The sequence below is a fragment of the Paracoccus zhejiangensis genome (genome assembly GCF_002847445.1).
GTDB lineage: Bacteria > Pseudomonadota > Alphaproteobacteria > Rhodobacterales > Rhodobacteraceae > Paracoccus > Paracoccus zhejiangensis.
This window is the reverse complement of sequence record NZ_CP025432.1, coordinates 91,602-105,795: the sequence shown is the minus strand read 5'-3', so window position 1 is coordinate 105,795 and position 14,194 is coordinate 91,602. Positions and strand designations below refer to the sequence as shown.

The 14,194-nt window shown below is 64.2% G+C and carries 20 protein-coding genes; 11 read left to right on the top strand and 9 right to left on the bottom strand.

Annotation, left to right across the window (positions count from 1 at the left end; genetic code table 11):
* Positions 1-6: 6 nt before the first annotated feature.
* Positions 7-588: a group III truncated hemoglobin gene (locus CX676_RS21030; RefSeq protein WP_332872960.1), complete on the bottom strand. Its 582-nt coding sequence runs from the start codon at positions 586-588 to the stop codon at positions 7-9.
* Between CX676_RS21030 and CX676_RS21025 the strand changes: the two genes are divergently transcribed.
* The 7 genes from CX676_RS21025 to CX676_RS20995 all read left to right on the top strand — a co-directional run bounded on the left by CX676_RS21025 (position 539) and on the right by CX676_RS20995 (position 5,305).
* Positions 539-973 carry an RrF2 family transcriptional regulator gene (locus CX676_RS21025; protein ID WP_101754846.1) on the top strand — a complete coding sequence of 145 codons (435 nt, stop codon included), beginning with the start codon at positions 539-541 and terminating at the stop codon, positions 971-973. The genes CX676_RS21030 and CX676_RS21025 overlap by 50 nt on opposite strands.
* Positions 970-1,242, top strand: a complete 273-nt coding sequence (locus CX676_RS21020; RefSeq protein WP_101754746.1) for a DUF6522 family protein — start codon at positions 970-972, stop codon at positions 1,240-1,242. The genes CX676_RS21025 and CX676_RS21020 overlap by 4 nt, the downstream gene beginning before the upstream one ends.
* 97 nt (positions 1,243-1,339) lie before the next feature.
* Entirely contained in the window at positions 1,340-1,936 is a 597-nt protein-coding gene (locus tag CX676_RS21015) for a TetR/AcrR family transcriptional regulator (protein WP_101754745.1), read from the top strand.
* A gap of 66 nt (positions 1,937-2,002) precedes the next feature.
* Positions 2,003-3,085 (top strand): efflux RND transporter periplasmic adaptor subunit, encoded by a 1,083-nt coding sequence (locus CX676_RS21010; RefSeq protein WP_232816726.1) that lies wholly within the window; start codon positions 2,003-2,005, stop codon positions 3,083-3,085.
* Positions 3,082-4,215, top strand: a complete 1,134-nt coding sequence (locus tag CX676_RS21005; protein WP_101754743.1) for an ABC transporter permease — start codon at positions 3,082-3,084, stop codon at positions 4,213-4,215. The genes CX676_RS21010 and CX676_RS21005 overlap by 4 nt, the downstream gene beginning before the upstream one ends.
* Before the next feature lie 4 nt (positions 4,216-4,219).
* Entirely contained in the window at positions 4,220-4,912 is a 693-nt protein-coding gene (locus CX676_RS21000) for an ABC transporter ATP-binding protein (protein WP_101754742.1), read from the top strand.
* 15 nt (positions 4,913-4,927) lie between these two features.
* Positions 4,928-5,305, top strand: coding sequence for a hypothetical protein (locus CX676_RS20995; RefSeq protein ID WP_101754741.1), 378 nt, complete (start codon positions 4,928-4,930; stop codon positions 5,303-5,305).
* A 259-nt stretch (positions 5,306-5,564) separates the two neighbouring features.
* On the opposite strand, the gene CX676_RS20990 is transcribed toward CX676_RS20995, so the two are convergent.
* The 4 genes from CX676_RS20990 to mobC form a co-directional block, all read right to left on the bottom strand.
* Positions 5,565-5,966 carry a PIN domain-containing protein gene (locus tag CX676_RS20990; RefSeq protein ID WP_101754740.1) on the bottom strand — a complete coding sequence of 134 codons (402 nt, stop codon included), beginning with the start codon at positions 5,964-5,966 and terminating at the stop codon, positions 5,565-5,567.
* Positions 5,956-6,186 carry an AbrB/MazE/SpoVT family DNA-binding domain-containing protein gene (locus CX676_RS20985; protein WP_101754739.1) on the bottom strand — a complete coding sequence of 77 codons (231 nt, stop codon included), beginning with the start codon at positions 6,184-6,186 and terminating at the stop codon, positions 5,956-5,958. Before CX676_RS20985 ends, CX676_RS20990 begins: the two co-directional genes overlap by 11 nt.
* Before the next feature lie 78 nt (positions 6,187-6,264).
* Positions 6,265-8,139 (bottom strand): relaxase/mobilization nuclease domain-containing protein, encoded by a 1,875-nt coding sequence (locus CX676_RS20980; protein WP_101754738.1) that lies wholly within the window; start codon positions 8,137-8,139, stop codon positions 6,265-6,267.
* Positions 8,136-8,723, bottom strand: a complete 588-nt coding sequence (gene mobC / locus CX676_RS20975; protein WP_157936031.1) for a plasmid mobilization relaxosome protein MobC — start codon at positions 8,721-8,723, stop codon at positions 8,136-8,138. Before mobC ends, CX676_RS20980 begins: the two co-directional genes overlap by 4 nt.
* 707 nt (positions 8,724-9,430) lie before the next feature.
* Here mobC and CX676_RS20970 point away from each other — a divergent pair.
* The 4 genes from CX676_RS20970 (at position 9,431) to CX676_RS22675 (ending at position 11,751) form a co-directional block, all read left to right on the top strand.
* Positions 9,431-9,778 carry a hypothetical protein gene (locus CX676_RS20970; protein ID WP_157936030.1) on the top strand — a complete coding sequence of 116 codons (348 nt, stop codon included), beginning with the start codon at positions 9,431-9,433 and terminating at the stop codon, positions 9,776-9,778.
* A gap of 666 nt (positions 9,779-10,444) precedes the next feature.
* Positions 10,445-10,762 (top strand): hypothetical protein, encoded by a 318-nt coding sequence (locus CX676_RS20965; RefSeq protein WP_101754735.1) that lies wholly within the window; start codon positions 10,445-10,447, stop codon positions 10,760-10,762.
* 41 nt (positions 10,763-10,803) lie between these two features.
* Positions 10,804-11,388 carry an SOS response-associated peptidase gene (locus CX676_RS20960; protein ID WP_232816725.1) on the top strand — a complete coding sequence of 195 codons (585 nt, stop codon included), beginning with the start codon at positions 10,804-10,806 and terminating at the stop codon, positions 11,386-11,388.
* Between the two features lie 72 nt (positions 11,389-11,460).
* Positions 11,461-11,751 (top strand): hypothetical protein, encoded by a 291-nt coding sequence (locus tag CX676_RS22675; protein WP_157936029.1) that lies wholly within the window; start codon positions 11,461-11,463, stop codon positions 11,749-11,751.
* Positions 11,752-11,810: 59 nt separating this feature from the next.
* On the opposite strand, the gene CX676_RS20955 is transcribed toward CX676_RS22675, so the two are convergent.
* The 4 genes from CX676_RS20955 to CX676_RS20945 are packed head-to-tail and all read right to left on the bottom strand — an operon-like array spanning position 11,811 to position 13,506.
* Positions 11,811-12,137: a hypothetical protein gene (locus CX676_RS20955; RefSeq protein WP_157936028.1), complete on the bottom strand. Its 327-nt coding sequence runs from the start codon at positions 12,135-12,137 to the stop codon at positions 11,811-11,813.
* Between the two features lie 10 nt (positions 12,138-12,147).
* Positions 12,148-12,348 (bottom strand): hypothetical protein, encoded by a 201-nt coding sequence (locus CX676_RS22670; protein WP_157936027.1) that lies wholly within the window; start codon positions 12,346-12,348, stop codon positions 12,148-12,150.
* 22 nt (positions 12,349-12,370) lie between these two features.
* Positions 12,371-13,270, bottom strand: coding sequence for an ArdC family protein (locus tag CX676_RS20950; protein ID WP_101754732.1), 900 nt, complete (start codon positions 13,268-13,270; stop codon positions 12,371-12,373).
* On the bottom strand, positions 13,267-13,506 hold the full coding sequence (locus CX676_RS20945) for a hypothetical protein (RefSeq protein ID WP_101754731.1): 240 nt from the start codon (positions 13,504-13,506) through the stop codon (positions 13,267-13,269). Before CX676_RS20945 ends, CX676_RS20950 begins: the two co-directional genes overlap by 4 nt.
* Positions 13,507-14,194 lie beyond the last annotated feature (688 nt).

The window sequence follows — 14,194 nt, the reverse complement described above, 5'->3', positions numbered from 1 at the left end:
CTGTCATCAGAACAGCTTGGGTGGCGCGGCCGGGCAACCTTGGGCGGATACAACCGCGATATGCAGGGAATGGGCTATCCGTTCGGCGCGCTCCATCACATGGGCCGCGCCTGCCGGAGTGCAGGTCTCCTCTGCCGTGGCGCGGAACAGCGCCAGCCACCGGTCGAAATGTGCGGCGTCGATGGGCAGGGGAGTGTGCGCTGGCACCGGGCGGCCATGATACTGACCAGTCATCAGCGCGACCGATGACCAGAATGCGACCATACGTTCCAGATGCGGGGTCCAGTCGGTGATCCTTGTGGCAAAGATCGGTCCCAGCATCTGATCGGCGCGGACCCTGCTGTAAAAGCGGTGCACAAGCTTGCGCAGCACCGCCTCATCCAGCCCGGTTTCCGCCATCAGCGCGGCCGTCATCCCCGGGCGTGCTGAAATGGAATTTTCTAGTGGAGCGACCGTTTCCATCTGAGTCTCCGTCTTGCGGTTTGGAATAGACCTGCTAATAGGTATTGTAAATACCAATTCAAGGATGCTCACCGGCATGCGCCTGACCTCGTTCACCGACTTCGGCCTTCGGATGTTGATGCGCATGGCGGGCGATCCCGCACGGGCGTTTTCCACCTCTGAGCTGGCCGAGGATCTTGGGCTGTCACGCAACCATCTGGCCAAGATCATGCAGCATCTGTCTCGCGCCGGGTTCATCGACACCCGGCGTGGTGGCGGTGGTGGTGCCGTGCTTGCGCGACCGGCGGCAGATATCCGTCTGGGCGACATCGTGTGCCTGCTTGAGGAAGGTCAGCCGCTGGTCGAGTGCTTTGGGGCCGGGACAGGAACCTGTTCGATCGACGGGCGATGCGGCCTGAAGCCCCGTCTCAGGTCGGCGGAAGTGGCGTTTCTGGACGATCTGAACCGGTCGACCCTGGCCGATATCGCGCTGGCACCGCAAAGTCCACTTGGCTTGGTGGGTCAGCCGTGAACCGGATCGAACGCGATGGTGAGGGCTTCGTCATTCCGGCTGTCCTCCTGGCTGAAGCCTTCAGGATGACCGAGGACGATGTGCGCCTTGCGATGCGCGAGGGCACTCTCACCTCACTTTGCGAAGCGGGGGAGGGCGAAGATGCGGGGCGCTGGCGGCTGACGTTTCGTCATGCTGGCCGGGCCTGCAGGTTCACCCTTGATGGGGCGGGCGCGATCCTTTCCACGTCGCGCTTTCCCGTGCGGTCACCCCCTCGCGCTTCGGCCTAAGTTTGGTCCGCTGATCTCTGCAAGCTTTTCCACAGTCGGATTGACTCTTGCGCATGCTTTAGTTAGTATTCACTCACTTACTATTTCAGGAAACCCCATGCGCAAATCGGCAGACCTTCGCAAGGCCCAGATCGTCGCGGTGATCCTTGATCTTGCCGACCGGATCGGACCGGACCGGGTGACGACAGGCGCCGTCGCGGCAGAAGTCGGGGTAACACAGGCTGCCATCTTCCGGCATTTTCCGACCAAGGCCGAGATGTGGGTGGCTGTTGCCGATCATGTAGCGGGCCTGCTCACGGCGGCCTGGGCCGAAGCACTGAAAGAAGCCAACCCGCCGGTCGAACGCCTGAAGGCGTTGGTTGGTGCGCAACTGGACCAGATCACGGCGCACCCCGCGTTGCCCATGCTCTTGTTCTCGCGCGAACTGAACGTCGAAAACGCCGCCTTGCGTGCAGCGTTCCGGGATCGTCTGGCTGCGCTGCACGGACTGTTGATGCAAGAAGTCATCGCAGGCCAACGGGACAACGCTCTGCTCAAGGATGTTGCTGCCGGGGATGTGGCCGTACTTCTGACGTCCCTCATTCAGGGATTGGCGATCCGTTGGTCGCTGGGCGCGCGGGATTTCGTCCTGCGCGACGAAGGACTGCGCCTTCTGGCTGTCCAACTTCGGCTGCTAGGAGTGAGAGGGGGCTGAGTGATGCAAAAGGCATGGTACATCGGGGCTGTGGCAGTATTGGCCATCGGGGCAGGCGTTCTGTTCATGACAGAGCGGCCGCTGACCGTGACGGTCGTGGAGCCTGAACCTGACGTGGCCCTGCGCATCTACGGCCTTGGCACCGTTGAGGCGCGGGTGCTGACGCGGGTTGGCTTTGAAGTCAGCGCCACGCTTCTCTCCCTCTCGGCCGACGCGGGCGACCGCGTTGCCAAGGGGCAAATCCTCGGCGCATTGCACCAGGGCGAACAGGAAGCGCGCGTTGCCCGCGCCCACGCCGCTGTTGCGGCCAGCCATGCCAACCAGGCCAAGGCAGAGGCTTCCGTTGTCCGCGCAAGGGCCATTCTGGCGCAGCGTGAGACAGCAAATCTGCGTCTGCTGGAACTGAGCCGTCAGGAAGCCGCAAGTCTTCAGCGCGCCGAAGAGGCCCAGCGAGACGAGGATGTGGCCCGGGCCGACGTGGCCGTGGCCGAGGCCGAGCGCGACGTGATCCGCGCACAGGCAGTGGACGCCGCCGCCGCCCTTCAACTTGAAGAGACACTGCTGGCGCATCACCGGCTTTTTGCGCCCTTTGACGCAGTCATCGTTGCCCGCCACGCTGAAACGGGGGCCGTGGTCCGGGCGGGCGATCCGATCTTTACCCTCATCGATCCCGCCACCATCTGGATACAGGCCTACATCGACGAAGAGCGCGCAGGTCAGCTTGCCCTGGGCCAGCCCGGCACCATTCGCCTGCGGTCGCAGCCCGCTGGCGAATTTCACGGCACCATTGCCCGCATCGGTCTTGAAAGCGACCGGGTGAACGAAGAACGCCGGGTCTTGCTGACCTGCGCCGATTGCCCGGCCGAAATGTTTCTGGGTGAACAGGCCGAGGTGCGCATTCTGACTGGCACACGGGCCAGCGCCTTGATGGTGCCCGAAGTGGCGATTTCCGGTTTTGATGGTTTTCAGGGCCAAGTCTGGACGGTGCAGGACGGGCGGCTGGTGCGCGCAGAGTTGACGTTCGGCGCACGCGATGACCGTGGCCGGATCGAGGTGACGGGCGGCCTGCCCGAAGGCGCGCAGATCGTGGCGAACCCGCCGCAGGGCGCGGACGAGGGACGGCTGGCCCGGATCGGGGATACGCCATGAACCTTGCCATCCGCGACATCCGGCACGGTCTGTTCCGCTTTGTCCTGACCTGCTTTGGTCTTGGGCTACTGATGACGGTCGTGCTGGCGATGATCGGCATCTACAACGGGCTGGTGGCCGACGCGTTGGCCGTCGTGAAGGCCCCCGCAGCCGATGTCTGGGTGGTCGAGGCGGGCACGCAAGGCCCGTTTGCCGAGGCCTCAAGCATCCCTGCGGACACGCGGGACGCCGTCGCCCGCATGCCCGGCGTGGCCGAGGCGGGTGCCATCACCTTCCAGACCATCGAGGCCGCCCATGCGGGCCGGACCTTGCGGCTTTACGTCATCGGCTTTGAACCCGGCCGTCCCGGTGGACCGCAGCGCATTGCCGAAGGGCGCGGATTTGGTAGCAGCCATTTCGAATTGATCGCCGACCGCAAGACCGGGCTGGTGATCGGCGACCGGATCCGCCTTGGCCGCGACCGGTTTACCGTCGTGGGTCTGGTGGAAAATGCGATGAACTCGGGCGGGGACCCGGCGGTCTATGTGACCCTTGCCGACGCCATTGCGTTGCAGACCGCACTGGACCCTGCCGCCGCGCGCGTGCAGGCCGCACGGGGCGCGGGTGGTGCCCGCCTGCCCACCGTGGCCGCCGTGATCGCGGTGCTGGAACCGGGCGCGGATGTCGCATTGCTGACCGCGACCGTGCGGCAATGGAAGCACCTTTCCGCCCTCAGCCAGGCCGAACAAGAGAATCTGCTGCTTGCTTCGGTCGTGGACAGGGCACGGCGCCAGATCGGCCTGTTCCTTGCGATCCTGCTGTCAGTCAGCGCGGTGGTGATCGCCCTCATCATCTACACGATGACAATGGAGAAGCTGAAACAGATCGCCACGCTCAAGCTGATCGGCGCGCCGGACCGCACCATCATCGGGCTGATCGTGCAGCAGGCCCTGATCCTTGGCGCATCTGGACTTGGCATCGGGCTGGCGCTGATCCTGCTGGTCAAGGACAACTTCCCCCGCCGCGTGGTGCTGGAGCCATTCAACGCGCTGGTGCTGACTGGAATCATCCTTGTGGTCTGCATCGTTGCATCGGGCCTTGGCGTGCGCGCGGCGATGAAGGTCGACCCTGCCACCGCTCTGGGAGGCTAAGGCCATGACCCGGGGCGATGTTCTGGTAACGGTGCAGGGCGTGGCAAAGCACTACGGCTCGGGCGAAACCCGCGTCGACGCCCTGCGCGCCGTCGACCTGCAAGTTCGCGCGGGCGAGGTGATAGCACTTCTGGGCCCTTCCGGCTCGGGTAAAACCACGCTTCTCAACATCATCGGCTGCATCCTTGCCCCGTCAGCGGGCCAGGTGGAACTGGACGGTGACCCGGTGTTTGACGGCAAATGGCTGCGCAGCGACCTGCGGCGGCTGCGACTGGACAAGATCGGCTTCATCTTTCAGGCGCACAACCTCTTGCCCTTCCTGACCGCCGAAGAAAATGTCTCCGTCGTGCTCGACCTTGCCGGCTGGCCTGCCGCCAAGGGCCGCGCCCGTGCGCGTGAGTTGCTTGACTACCTCGAAGTCGGACATCGCGCATCGGTGAAGCCAGCACTTCTGTCGGGAGGAGAAGCGCAGCGTGTGGCCATAGCACGCGCCCTGGCCAACCGACCACGGATCATCCTTGCAGATGAGCCGACCGCTGCCCTGGACAGCGGGCGCGCGCAGCTTGTTATGGACCTCTTGCGCAAGCTCGCGACCGAACAGGAAGCCTGCATTATCGCCGTCACCCATGACGAAAAGATCTTCGACCGCTTCGACCGCCTGATCCACCTGCGCGATGGTCGCCTCGTGGACAGCTGAACAAAGGAGAAGGCCATGTCACCCCGCACCCGTTCTGTCACTGCTGCCGCCATAGTTGCCTTCATTTTCGGGCTTTTGACGATCTTCTCCGGCGGGCGCGCCCTCTTTGGGGGGGCCGACATGGGCGCTGTCGTGCCCTTGGTGCTGTGGTTCAACTTCCTCGCCGGGTTCGCCTATGTCGTCGCAGGTCTTGGCCTTTGGTATCGCGCAAGCTGGGCGACCAGCCTTTCGATCGTCATCGCCTTGGCAACCGCAGCCGTCTTCGCCACCTTCCTCTGGAAGGTCTGGAGCGGGACACCATACGAAGCGCGGACCATGGGTGCCATGGGGCTTCGCCTTGCCACTTGGGTGGCAATCTCGATCGTCGCTGTCAGAGGCGGTCAGGCGCGCTGACGTTAAGCGACTTTGCGTCCTGTTGACGAGTGGCGGAGCCAGAGGCGCATCAGACGCAAGCCACCGTGCTGTCAATCATCTTGGGCGTGGGGAATCAGTTTGTATCGTTCATCGCCTCCATGGTCGCTTCCGATAGCCCGGCTTGTGCACAGAATCGAAAGCAGCAGTGGCAGCGAAGGTCAGCTTTCCGCCCGATCTGCATGAAGCCCGCGAGAAAACTTACCTTCAAACGACCCATCGTTGTCGACACAGGTCATGCTCATGCGGCGAAGGGATTCCTGATCGTGATCCTGTCGGCCACCCTGAACCCGTCCTGCATGTCCTCGGAAAGCACGGTGTCGCATCCCGCCATCAGCCCGGCCGCGACGATCATCGCGTCATAGACAGACAGCGCGTGCTTCCGCGCCAGGGCGATGCCCAGATCATGCGTCTCATAGGTCAGCGGCTCGACGGTCACGAACTCACGGAGCATGAGTAGAAATTCATCGCTCTGCGCCCAGCTCATCCTGAACTTCCGCCGCGTGACATTCGCAATCTCGTTCAACACCTGCACACTGACGGTTCCGCCGCCGCGCAGCAGCCCTTCGGCGATGTCGGCCTTGGCACGGTCTTCAGAGAGCAGGTAAAGCAGGACGTTCGTGTCGAAGAACCTACCTGGCATTCGCCTCGTTCCGGTCGAACCGATAGCCCTTGGGCATCAATCCGCGAAACTCGCGCAGGCGAGCCAGGATTTCTTCGGGATCGCGGTGGCGATGAACCTGAAAATGCCCGGCATCGGCCGCGGTGATCTCGATCTCGTCACCTGCCTTCAGCCCGAGCTCCTGGACCATCCGCGCAGGCAGGCGGACGGCCAGAGAATTGCCCCATTTCGCGATCTGCATATGTTTGGCCCCGCCTTGAATGATACACATAACCAGTAATGTATATCTTGCTGCCCGGCGGTTCAATCGGTGATGCGACTACAACTCGTGCCCGTGATCCTTGCCGCGGGAGCGATGCTGCTCACCGGCCTCCTGCTCGGCCATCTTCTCCTTGGCCTGCCGGGATTGGGCGAGGGTCATGCCGACCGACTGATGGGCTTCGCCCGCCGCCACCACGGCCCGCGCGATCGCCCGCCGCTGCGCGGCGTCCGGGAAATCGACGGCCAGGGCATTGGTGTCACCCGCCGCGATCCGCGCCAGGACAGGCGCGCCATAGCGGTCACGGAAATCGGCGCCGAAACGCGCCGCGTGCTCGTCATTCTGGAACTCGACCTTGCCATGCTGGGCATGCGCCTCGGCCATGGCGGACAGCGTGCGGGTGAGCTTGTCGCTCGATACCTCCTGCTCGATCGGTACCGCGCGGGAAATGACACGCGCCGCCGCCGCATAGAAGGTATCGACCAGATCGGCCGCCCTGCCCCGCCCGTCCTCGGAAGCGAGATCGATCTTCTTCGCGTCGGCTACAGCCAGGATATCGGCCTTGATCCACGCGCGCTCCTGCCAGGCATTCGCGGCCCCGGTCTCCATCCGGGAATGGATCACGCTCGGATTGATCCCAGCCTTCTCTGCGGCTGCGCCGATCTGCGCGGCCATCTCCTGCGTGCCATCCGGCCCGATGACCTTCTGCTTGTCCTGGACAGCGATGCGATCCCCGTCCATCTGCGCCTGATAGACCGGCATGCGCGGGGCATGGTGCATCAGCTGCGCGCCGCGATTGTCGCCCAGATCGCGTACGATCTCCGAGGCGATGCCGTAAAGCTCTTCACGCAATTCACGCCGCTCCTGCACGGGCAGGCGCGAAATGTCCCTCTCGCTCTCGTCCAGCCAGGTCCCGAAGGCAGTGGCCAGATCGCCGCGGTTGCGGATGGTATCGAGGTCCATGACGATCTCCTGATTGCGGTGATGGATGATGCCGCCCTGCTCCAGCAACCTGGCCGCGGCTTCGATTTTTTTGGCCAGGTCCTCATCGCTGATGAGTGTCGCCAGGACGGCGAGACTGCGCAGCACCTCGATATTGCGCTGGATCTGGTCGAGCGCATCGCTGAGCGCCCTGCCCTGCCGGCGGTTCTCGATCGGCGCCCTGCCCTCGCGCGCCGCCCGCTCGATCTCGGCGCGCGTCGGCCCATAGGTCAGGATGCCGCGATCCAGACGGCTGCTCTTGTCCAGAAACAACCCGTGCTCGCCGGCGATCTCGACCAGCCGCTCCTTCATGAAGTCCAGGTTGAAGACATGGTCCTTCGCCATGAAGAACCAGTCGCCATGCTCCAGGCCCCGGTTGTTCACCACGACATGGACATGCTTGTTGACCCGATCGGTATGCAGGGCCGCGACATAGGCCCATTCCTCACCGTCCGAATGCAGCCCGGACTGGAACAGCTCCATGCACCATTCCTCCACCACCGGACGGGCGCGCTCGGCGCTGACATCGACGGGGAAGGAGACCAAGAGATGCGTGGTCTGGCCGTTCTTCGGATCACCGGTCCATTCATCCGACCACTGATCGACGATGGCCCTGCGCTGATCGCCGTCCAGCGTCCGCTCGGACGGATCCAGATCGGCCATGTTGCCGAAGACCGCCGCCGCCTTGGAAAACAGGTAATCCAGCTGATTGCCAAGCTGCTTGCCGGTATGGGTGCCACCATTGTGGATCTTCTTCAGCACCACCGCATTCGAGCCCTGGGCGACGCGCCACAGACCCGCCGCCCGCCCGGAAACCTTCGGCCTCGGCGTCATGAACCGGTCGAACGCGCGCGCAACCTCGGCCTGCTGGCGCGCCAGCAGCGCCGCCCCGCCCTGCCAGATCGGAAACTCGATCTCGCCGATCAGCGCCTCGGCCAGCCCGACGGAGGTCATGCCTCACCCTCAACAAAGGCCTTGAACAGCCGCACCCCGCGCCGGCGCTGCTCGGCAACCACCGCCTGAAGGAAAGTCCGCACCCTCGGCATGGTCAGCCGCAGATCGTCCAGGGCCCGCATCTCGCCCTTCGCCAGCTTGATCTTCCGTGTGTTCGCAGCGAAGGCGATCTGGTTGATGTTCACCCCGATCTTGTGCAGCTCATGCTTGATCGCCTGCAGCTCCGCCGCCTGTTCGGGCGGAAATTCCAGCATCCCGACGCTCGACCGCAGCAGGCTGCGCAACACGTCCGACCTGCTGTCCGTGCCGAGCACGTCCTTCAGCCGGTCCAGCTGCTGCACTTCCTCCGGGGACAGGCGCACCGCCACGGCGCTGCCATAGGTCGTAGTGGCCTCGGACTGACGCAGCTTGAGGGCCTTTTCCGTCTTGATCGCGTCCCGTTCAGCCCCGACAGCATCGGCCACCGTCGAAACAGCCCCGCCCGCCTTCACCTGGCGGATCGTCTCCGCCTTCTGCTCTCTCGTCAGCGATCTACGCGCCATCAGAGCCCTCCCGGCAATGGCAATCGGATGGTCTGTAAACATTCGGCATTTCCTGCCACTTCCCCCTATGTGCCAGGGTAACCCAGGATCGCCCTGAAAACAACCCAGAGTTGACGCCGGAGGCGACATGACACGCGGCGATCACAGGGATGCTCGGTGCGGCACATGGGGTCCGTTTGCTTCGCTGAAAAACAGCGCCGGCAGGCCGGCACCGCTGCAGGCGCCAACCTGGCGCCGTCGCCTGTGACCGGATGAACCCTGGGGTGATCTGCAACTTGCCGTGGGAAGCCCGTCAGTCGATTGCCGATCGCGCTGTTACCATCCGGGCCGTCACACAAGGCCTGTAGGAAAGGCTGGCGTTCCCGGTCGGCTGGCACTGCTGCCAGTCCTCCCAAAAACGGCACAGAGGCCCCTGCCCTTCGGCCAGCATCGATACGGATGGAACCGGAACCATGACAGACCCAGGCCATGACAGAGGATCGTGCGCCTGCGGCGCAGGATGATCGGACAGGAGAGTGGAAGGGGCGTTGCCCCTCGCCGCAGCAAGGGCAATCGACAGAACCGGGTCCTCGCCGCTGACGCGGCTGCGGGCCGCACCACTTCCATCGATTGCCCTTGCCCCAGCTACCCTCAGTCTCGGCGACGGCCAGACCCCGAAAACGAATGTTTTCGGGGCTGTCCCCATTGCGGAGTGCCCCTTACCGGTGGAGAGGAAAATGGCCGATGCTGCTGGACGGGATTGCGAAGAGATGAGCCCGGGACTGCGCCTGTCGCGTGTGGCGGACCTGATCGATGCGATCCATGCCTGCCATCCTGACGATGCCGAGCAGATTCTGTCGGTCATCCTGGAGGAATGGCAGACCGGGGCGCCCATGCCGCCCTTCCTTGACGCCATGAGCGATGCAGAGTTCTGGGCCCATGCCGCGACCTTCGAGGAGCTGCGCGCTGTCTTCCTGGCCGCAGGACAGAAGCTGGCGCGGTACCCGCTCGGGCCGCAGGGCCGGATGCGCATGATCCGGAGATTGATGGATGGTCTGAGTGATGACGAACGGCAGGAGATCATGGGCCCGGGCTCGGCAGAACGCGATCAGGAATGAAGGCGTTCTGAGTTACGAAGCCGGGATGTGCGCGCAAGGTTTCGTTCGCGGAGGGCCTGCTGTCAACTGCAGATCCGTCGGTAGAGATCGGCGAAAGCCACCCCCTGATCCGGTTGCCCCGGCGACGGCCCAGGGCCAGGAGACGCGCATTGCAGCGCCGACCTGAACATCGGTTCGATATTTGCTGAGAATCAGGCGGTGGCCCGCATCGCTGCTCCTATCAGAGCCCGTCGCGGCCACCGCCTTTCCTTCCGCCCAGTTCCCGCCAGCGGCACTTCGCCGGACGGGAAACACTCTTGCGCATCTTCAGGCCCTTCCAGACGGGGTGGATCAGAAAAGCCCCTGCGCAAGACCCAATGTCGACACGGCGCTGGTGGTGACATTCGCAATGCGTTGGTGCCGATTGATTGGCTCTGGACGTCCCAACTGTGCTCCCGATGCCGTGTCGGCGCGAGAAGCCGGTTTGTCACCTCCGGCTACAATTATGCATCACGGCTGCCCCGTTCCTGCTCCAGTCTTACGGCGATTGCGCGATCGATAGCGCGCCGGGCAGCGGGCCTCTCGATCGCCGACGGCACCATCGCTGGTCACAGCCTTGTGCCTGCCACCTCGGGCCGACATTCGGACAGCTTGTCGGCGGGCGTATGTTCCCATTATGTTCCAGCCATGCCGTCGATACCCTCAACCAACAGATTCGCCAACCGCTCGATCCGCGACTGTGCCCGCGACCATATGCTCATGGTGATGCGCTGCGATCGCTGCGGCCGGACGGTGAACTATTGGGCCGAGGATCTGGCGAAGGTCATCGATGACCCGTTTCACGAAGCGCATGTGCCGCCCTGGGGCTGCGGCCAGTGCCGGACGATCGACTATATGTCGATCCACTGGCACTTGCCGAGCGCCCAAGAGCTGGCGGCAGGCTTGACCGTTCGCAGGCCGGTCAGGCAGGTTGTCAAATGGATCTGGCGCGATGAAAGGGTCTGACGATCTGCAATCTGTATAACAACGGCACCACGCAGGAAATGATGCGCCGGCTCTTCCCCGGCGTGACGGACCGTGCCGGAAATCTGCAGCCGGGCCGGGTCTATCCCGACCAGCCCGGTGCGATCGTCCGGCATGATGGCGACGGGTTCGAGCTGGTCACAGCGCGGTGGGGTCTGCCCTCGCCGAAATTCGCCCTGAAGACGGAACGCGACCCCGGCGTGACCAATATCCGCAATCTTGGATCGCCGCATTGGCGCCGCTGGCTCGGTCGGGACAATCGCTGCCTGGTCCCGCTGAGCGCCTTCGCCGAGCCCCGCGGCAAGGGGAAGGGCAACCAGTGGTTTGCCGCCACGAACAACCAGCCAATGTTCTTTGCCGGCATCGAGATCCGCGACTGGACCTCCGTCCGCAAGGTGAAGGACGGCGAGACCACGGATGATCTCTATGCCTTCCTGACTTGCGAACCGAATGCCGAGGTCCGGGCGATCCATCCCAAGGCAATGCCGGTGATCCTGACCCAGCCCGACGACTGGACGGCCTGGATGAACGGGGCTCCCGCTTCGGAGCTTCAACGGCCCCTGCCCGACGGATCCCTTGCATTGCTGGACGAGGCCGAGCTGACCTGACCGGATAGACGACTGGCCCTGACTACCTCAGCAACGCCCCCGGCACGGCGAGCCTGCGCGATCGACAGCGCCATGACATCCGGCAACCTGGCCATCACAAACATCTCCGGCGGCGCGGATCAGTCTGGAATTGATCTCGACGAAACCGAGGAGCGAGAGACAAAAAGGTCATGGGTGTCGGTTCCAGAGAAGCCGCCTTTATCGGCGATCGCGAAGCCCGCCCGATCGCAACCTGGACTGCAGCGGGAGCGCGACGTGAAGCGCATTGGATCCCTAGCAACCAGTCAACCCCAGGTGCTTCCGAAAGGTCGAGAACGCATCGGAAAATTCATCCCCGGAATCATCCACAGAAACTGGGGATAAGTCTCGCCGCCCAAAAGACACCGCTCGAGGCGGGGCAGGGATGAACAGTGCCGCAGTCTTCAGCGCAGCAGTTCCACCCGTTCCTCATTCGTCATTTCACCGAGGAGGCGGCGCATGAGGCGCATGCGTCCCCGTGCGCCAAGCCGGCGCGCGCTCAGGCGCGCGCCGCTGGCGAAGAAATAGGCCGTCAGTTCCGGCAATGTCGCAAAGGCTGCCCAGGCTTCCGCCTCCTCCTCGATGGCCCTCAGAGCGGGCAGCGGCGGGCCCGCGCCCATCTCGGCCAGAATCCCCGACAGGATGAATTCCGCATCGGCGCGGTTGCAGGCCGCGATGGCATCGAACAGGGCCTGCCTGCGTTCCAGGCGCGTTGGATCGGGGCCGGCCATGAGCTGACCCTCAGGGCCGGATCCGCGCCGGCAGGTCGCGCCCATGGTGGTGGTGATGGAGCCTGGCGCGACCATCGTCATGGCGGTCACCGCGCCGGGCCGGATCGAACCGGGCGCAAAGATTGATCCTCATGACGGCCGCCCGGATCACGGCGCCGCCGCCGGATGAGATCAGAACCTTGAGGCGGGAATATCGGGCAAGGATGGGCATGATTGCTCTCCCATGGGGCCGCCTAGGTGGCGGCCCTGTTGCTGGTTTCGGGGATTTCGGCGGGGGCGGTGCGCATCAGCCAGTCGGCGGCTTTCTGCGCCTCGGTCGCGGCCTTGAAGATGAACCGCTTCTCGGACTTCAATGCTCGCAACCAGCTTTCCACATAGGCCGCCGTCTGCCCGAACTCCGGTGTCACCCCGATCTGTGCGCAGACCATGGCACCGCCGATCTCGGCCACCAGTTCCTCGAAGGCCCGATCCGCCCGCCCGTTGAAGCGGCTGAACCGGTCCAGCCGATGCGCCGCGCCCGTGCCGTGGCAGCTCTCATGGGCGAGCGTGGAATAAAATCCGGCGGCATCATGAAAGGTCCCGACCGGCGGCATGTGGATGAAATCGCCCGCCACATCATAGAAGGCTTCCGGTCGGTCGCTGCTGCGGCGTTCAATGCCGGTGGCATCAAAGAAGGCTTCAAGCGCCGGGTCGGTCTCGGTGCCAAACTCGCGAGGCGCCTCGGCGGGCTTGCCCTGAAATTCTTCGGGCAAGCCGTCGATCTGATCGGCATTGAAAACGCGATAGGCTTTGGCATAGCCGAAGGTTTTTTCTTCGCCGGTCTCGGCATCCTCTTGTTCAAAGGTGCCGTATTTGACGACCGTGGCGGATGTCTCGCCCTTGCGGACCTGCGCGCCGGCCTCCTGCGCCTGCCGATAGGTGAACCAATGGGCGCTGCGATAGCCATGTTCAGCCGCCAGTGCCCAGAGCATCAGGATGTTGATGCCGCGATAAAACTCGCCGGTGCTGCGGCGAGGGAAGGGGATACCTCCTTGATCGCCGGTCCATGGCTTTCGCCAAACCGGGGTGCCAGCCTCGATGCTGGCCATGATCTGGTCGGTGACATGCTGGTAAACATCAAAGCTGGCCATCATGCGCCCGCCTGAACGGGGCGCTCGACGGCGAACACGACGGTTTCGCCCTCGACGCGATAGTCGATCTTGCGCAGCAGCAGCTGTTCCAGTGCCTCACGCGGGACACCGGGATAGGTCGCGGCGATCACGTCCAGCAGCTGCGGACGATCTTCCTCGAAATGATAGCCATTCAACGCCCATGCGATCAGGCCGGGGGTATGAACGAGAGGGGAGGATCCCAAGCGATAGTCAGCCATGTGTGGCCTCCTTTGCGACGGGCGGCGAGGTCCTTTCCCCTTTCCGCCGATGGGCGGACCTTCCTGCTCTGCTTTTCTCGAAAGGCCCATGCCTTTCGGAAAGCAGGAGCGGGAAGGGCATCGCCCTGCCCGCGGCCCTGGGGCTGACTGTCACGGGGTCGGGAAGGCGGGGTGGTGCGGCCCGCAGCGCGGCACGCGCGAGGACACGGCCCGCCTGGACGACGACGCGCGGCTGGCGCGGCGCTTGCCCCTTGACCGGCAGAGGCAGGGATGCGTGGCGGACGAAACAAAGAGATATGGCGTCGGGTCGGGGGTGAGCCGGGCTTGCCCGGTCGATCCCCCGGCACGGCCACCGATCATCCTGGGCCGCAAAAGCGGGCCTCCATCGATCTTCCTGGCCGCAGGCCGTCGCGTAAGCGACTGGATGGAACGGTAAAGGGGCGGCTTGCGCCGCCCCTGTCGTTCACTCCTGGTCGTCGTCCCGTTTCGGGAATGCATGCGCGGTCTTTGCCTCGCTGTCGGCGCGCGTCGGATCCATCGGCTTTAACAGGCTCGGCGGCTGGATCAGCTATCGCGCGGCGAAGGCTGCGCAGAACCAGATCATCCGCACCGCGTCTATTGAGATCGCGCGCATACAGAAGCAGCATATCGTCGTCGCGCTGCATCCCGGCACGGTCAAGACAACGCT

Excerpts from the sequence above, each read along its gene's own strand:
- CX676_RS21025 (WP_101754846.1), top strand. The coding sequence starts at position 539 with ATGCGCCTGACCTCGTTCACCGACTTCGGCCTTCGGATGTTGATGCGC.
- CX676_RS21030 (WP_332872960.1), bottom strand. The coding sequence starts at position 588 with ATGCGCATCAACATCCGAAGGCCGAAGTCGGTGAACGAGGTCAGGCGC.
- CX676_RS21015 (WP_101754745.1), top strand. The coding sequence starts at position 1,340 with ATGCGCAAATCGGCAGACCTTCGCAAGGCCCAGATCGTCGCGGTGATC.
- CX676_RS21010 (WP_232816726.1), top strand. The coding sequence starts at position 2,003 with ATGACAGAGCGGCCGCTGACCGTGACGGTCGTGGAGCCTGAACCTGAC.
- CX676_RS21005 (WP_101754743.1), top strand. The coding sequence starts at position 3,082 with ATGAACCTTGCCATCCGCGACATCCGGCACGGTCTGTTCCGCTTTGTC.
- CX676_RS21000 (WP_101754742.1), top strand. The coding sequence starts at position 4,220 with ATGACCCGGGGCGATGTTCTGGTAACGGTGCAGGGCGTGGCAAAGCAC.
- CX676_RS20995 (WP_101754741.1), top strand. The coding sequence starts at position 4,928 with ATGTCACCCCGCACCCGTTCTGTCACTGCTGCCGCCATAGTTGCCTTC.
- CX676_RS20990 (WP_101754740.1), bottom strand. The coding sequence starts at position 5,966 with ATGCCAGGTAGGTTCTTCGACACGAACGTCCTGCTTTACCTGCTCTCT.
- CX676_RS20985 (WP_101754739.1), bottom strand. The coding sequence starts at position 6,186 with ATGCAGATCGCGAAATGGGGCAATTCTCTGGCCGTCCGCCTGCCTGCG.
- CX676_RS20980 (WP_101754738.1), bottom strand. The coding sequence starts at position 8,139 with ATGACCTCCGTCGGGCTGGCCGAGGCGCTGATCGGCGAGATCGAGTTT.
- mobC (WP_157936031.1), bottom strand. The coding sequence starts at position 8,723 with ATGTTTACAGACCATCCGATTGCCATTGCCGGGAGGGCTCTGATGGCG.
- CX676_RS20970 (WP_157936030.1), top strand. The coding sequence starts at position 9,431 with ATGAGCCCGGGACTGCGCCTGTCGCGTGTGGCGGACCTGATCGATGCG.
- CX676_RS20965 (WP_101754735.1), top strand. The coding sequence starts at position 10,445 with ATGCCGTCGATACCCTCAACCAACAGATTCGCCAACCGCTCGATCCGC.
- CX676_RS20960 (WP_232816725.1), top strand. The coding sequence starts at position 10,804 with ATGCGCCGGCTCTTCCCCGGCGTGACGGACCGTGCCGGAAATCTGCAG.
- CX676_RS22675 (WP_157936029.1), top strand. The coding sequence starts at position 11,461 with ATGACATCCGGCAACCTGGCCATCACAAACATCTCCGGCGGCGCGGAT.
- CX676_RS20955 (WP_157936028.1), bottom strand. The coding sequence starts at position 12,137 with ATGGCCGGCCCCGATCCAACGCGCCTGGAACGCAGGCAGGCCCTGTTC.
- CX676_RS22670 (WP_157936027.1), bottom strand. The coding sequence starts at position 12,348 with ATGCCCATCCTTGCCCGATATTCCCGCCTCAAGGTTCTGATCTCATCC.
- CX676_RS20950 (WP_101754732.1), bottom strand. The coding sequence starts at position 13,270 with ATGATGGCCAGCTTTGATGTTTACCAGCATGTCACCGACCAGATCATG.
- CX676_RS20945 (WP_101754731.1), bottom strand. The coding sequence starts at position 13,506 with ATGGCTGACTATCGCTTGGGATCCTCCCCTCTCGTTCATACCCCCGGC.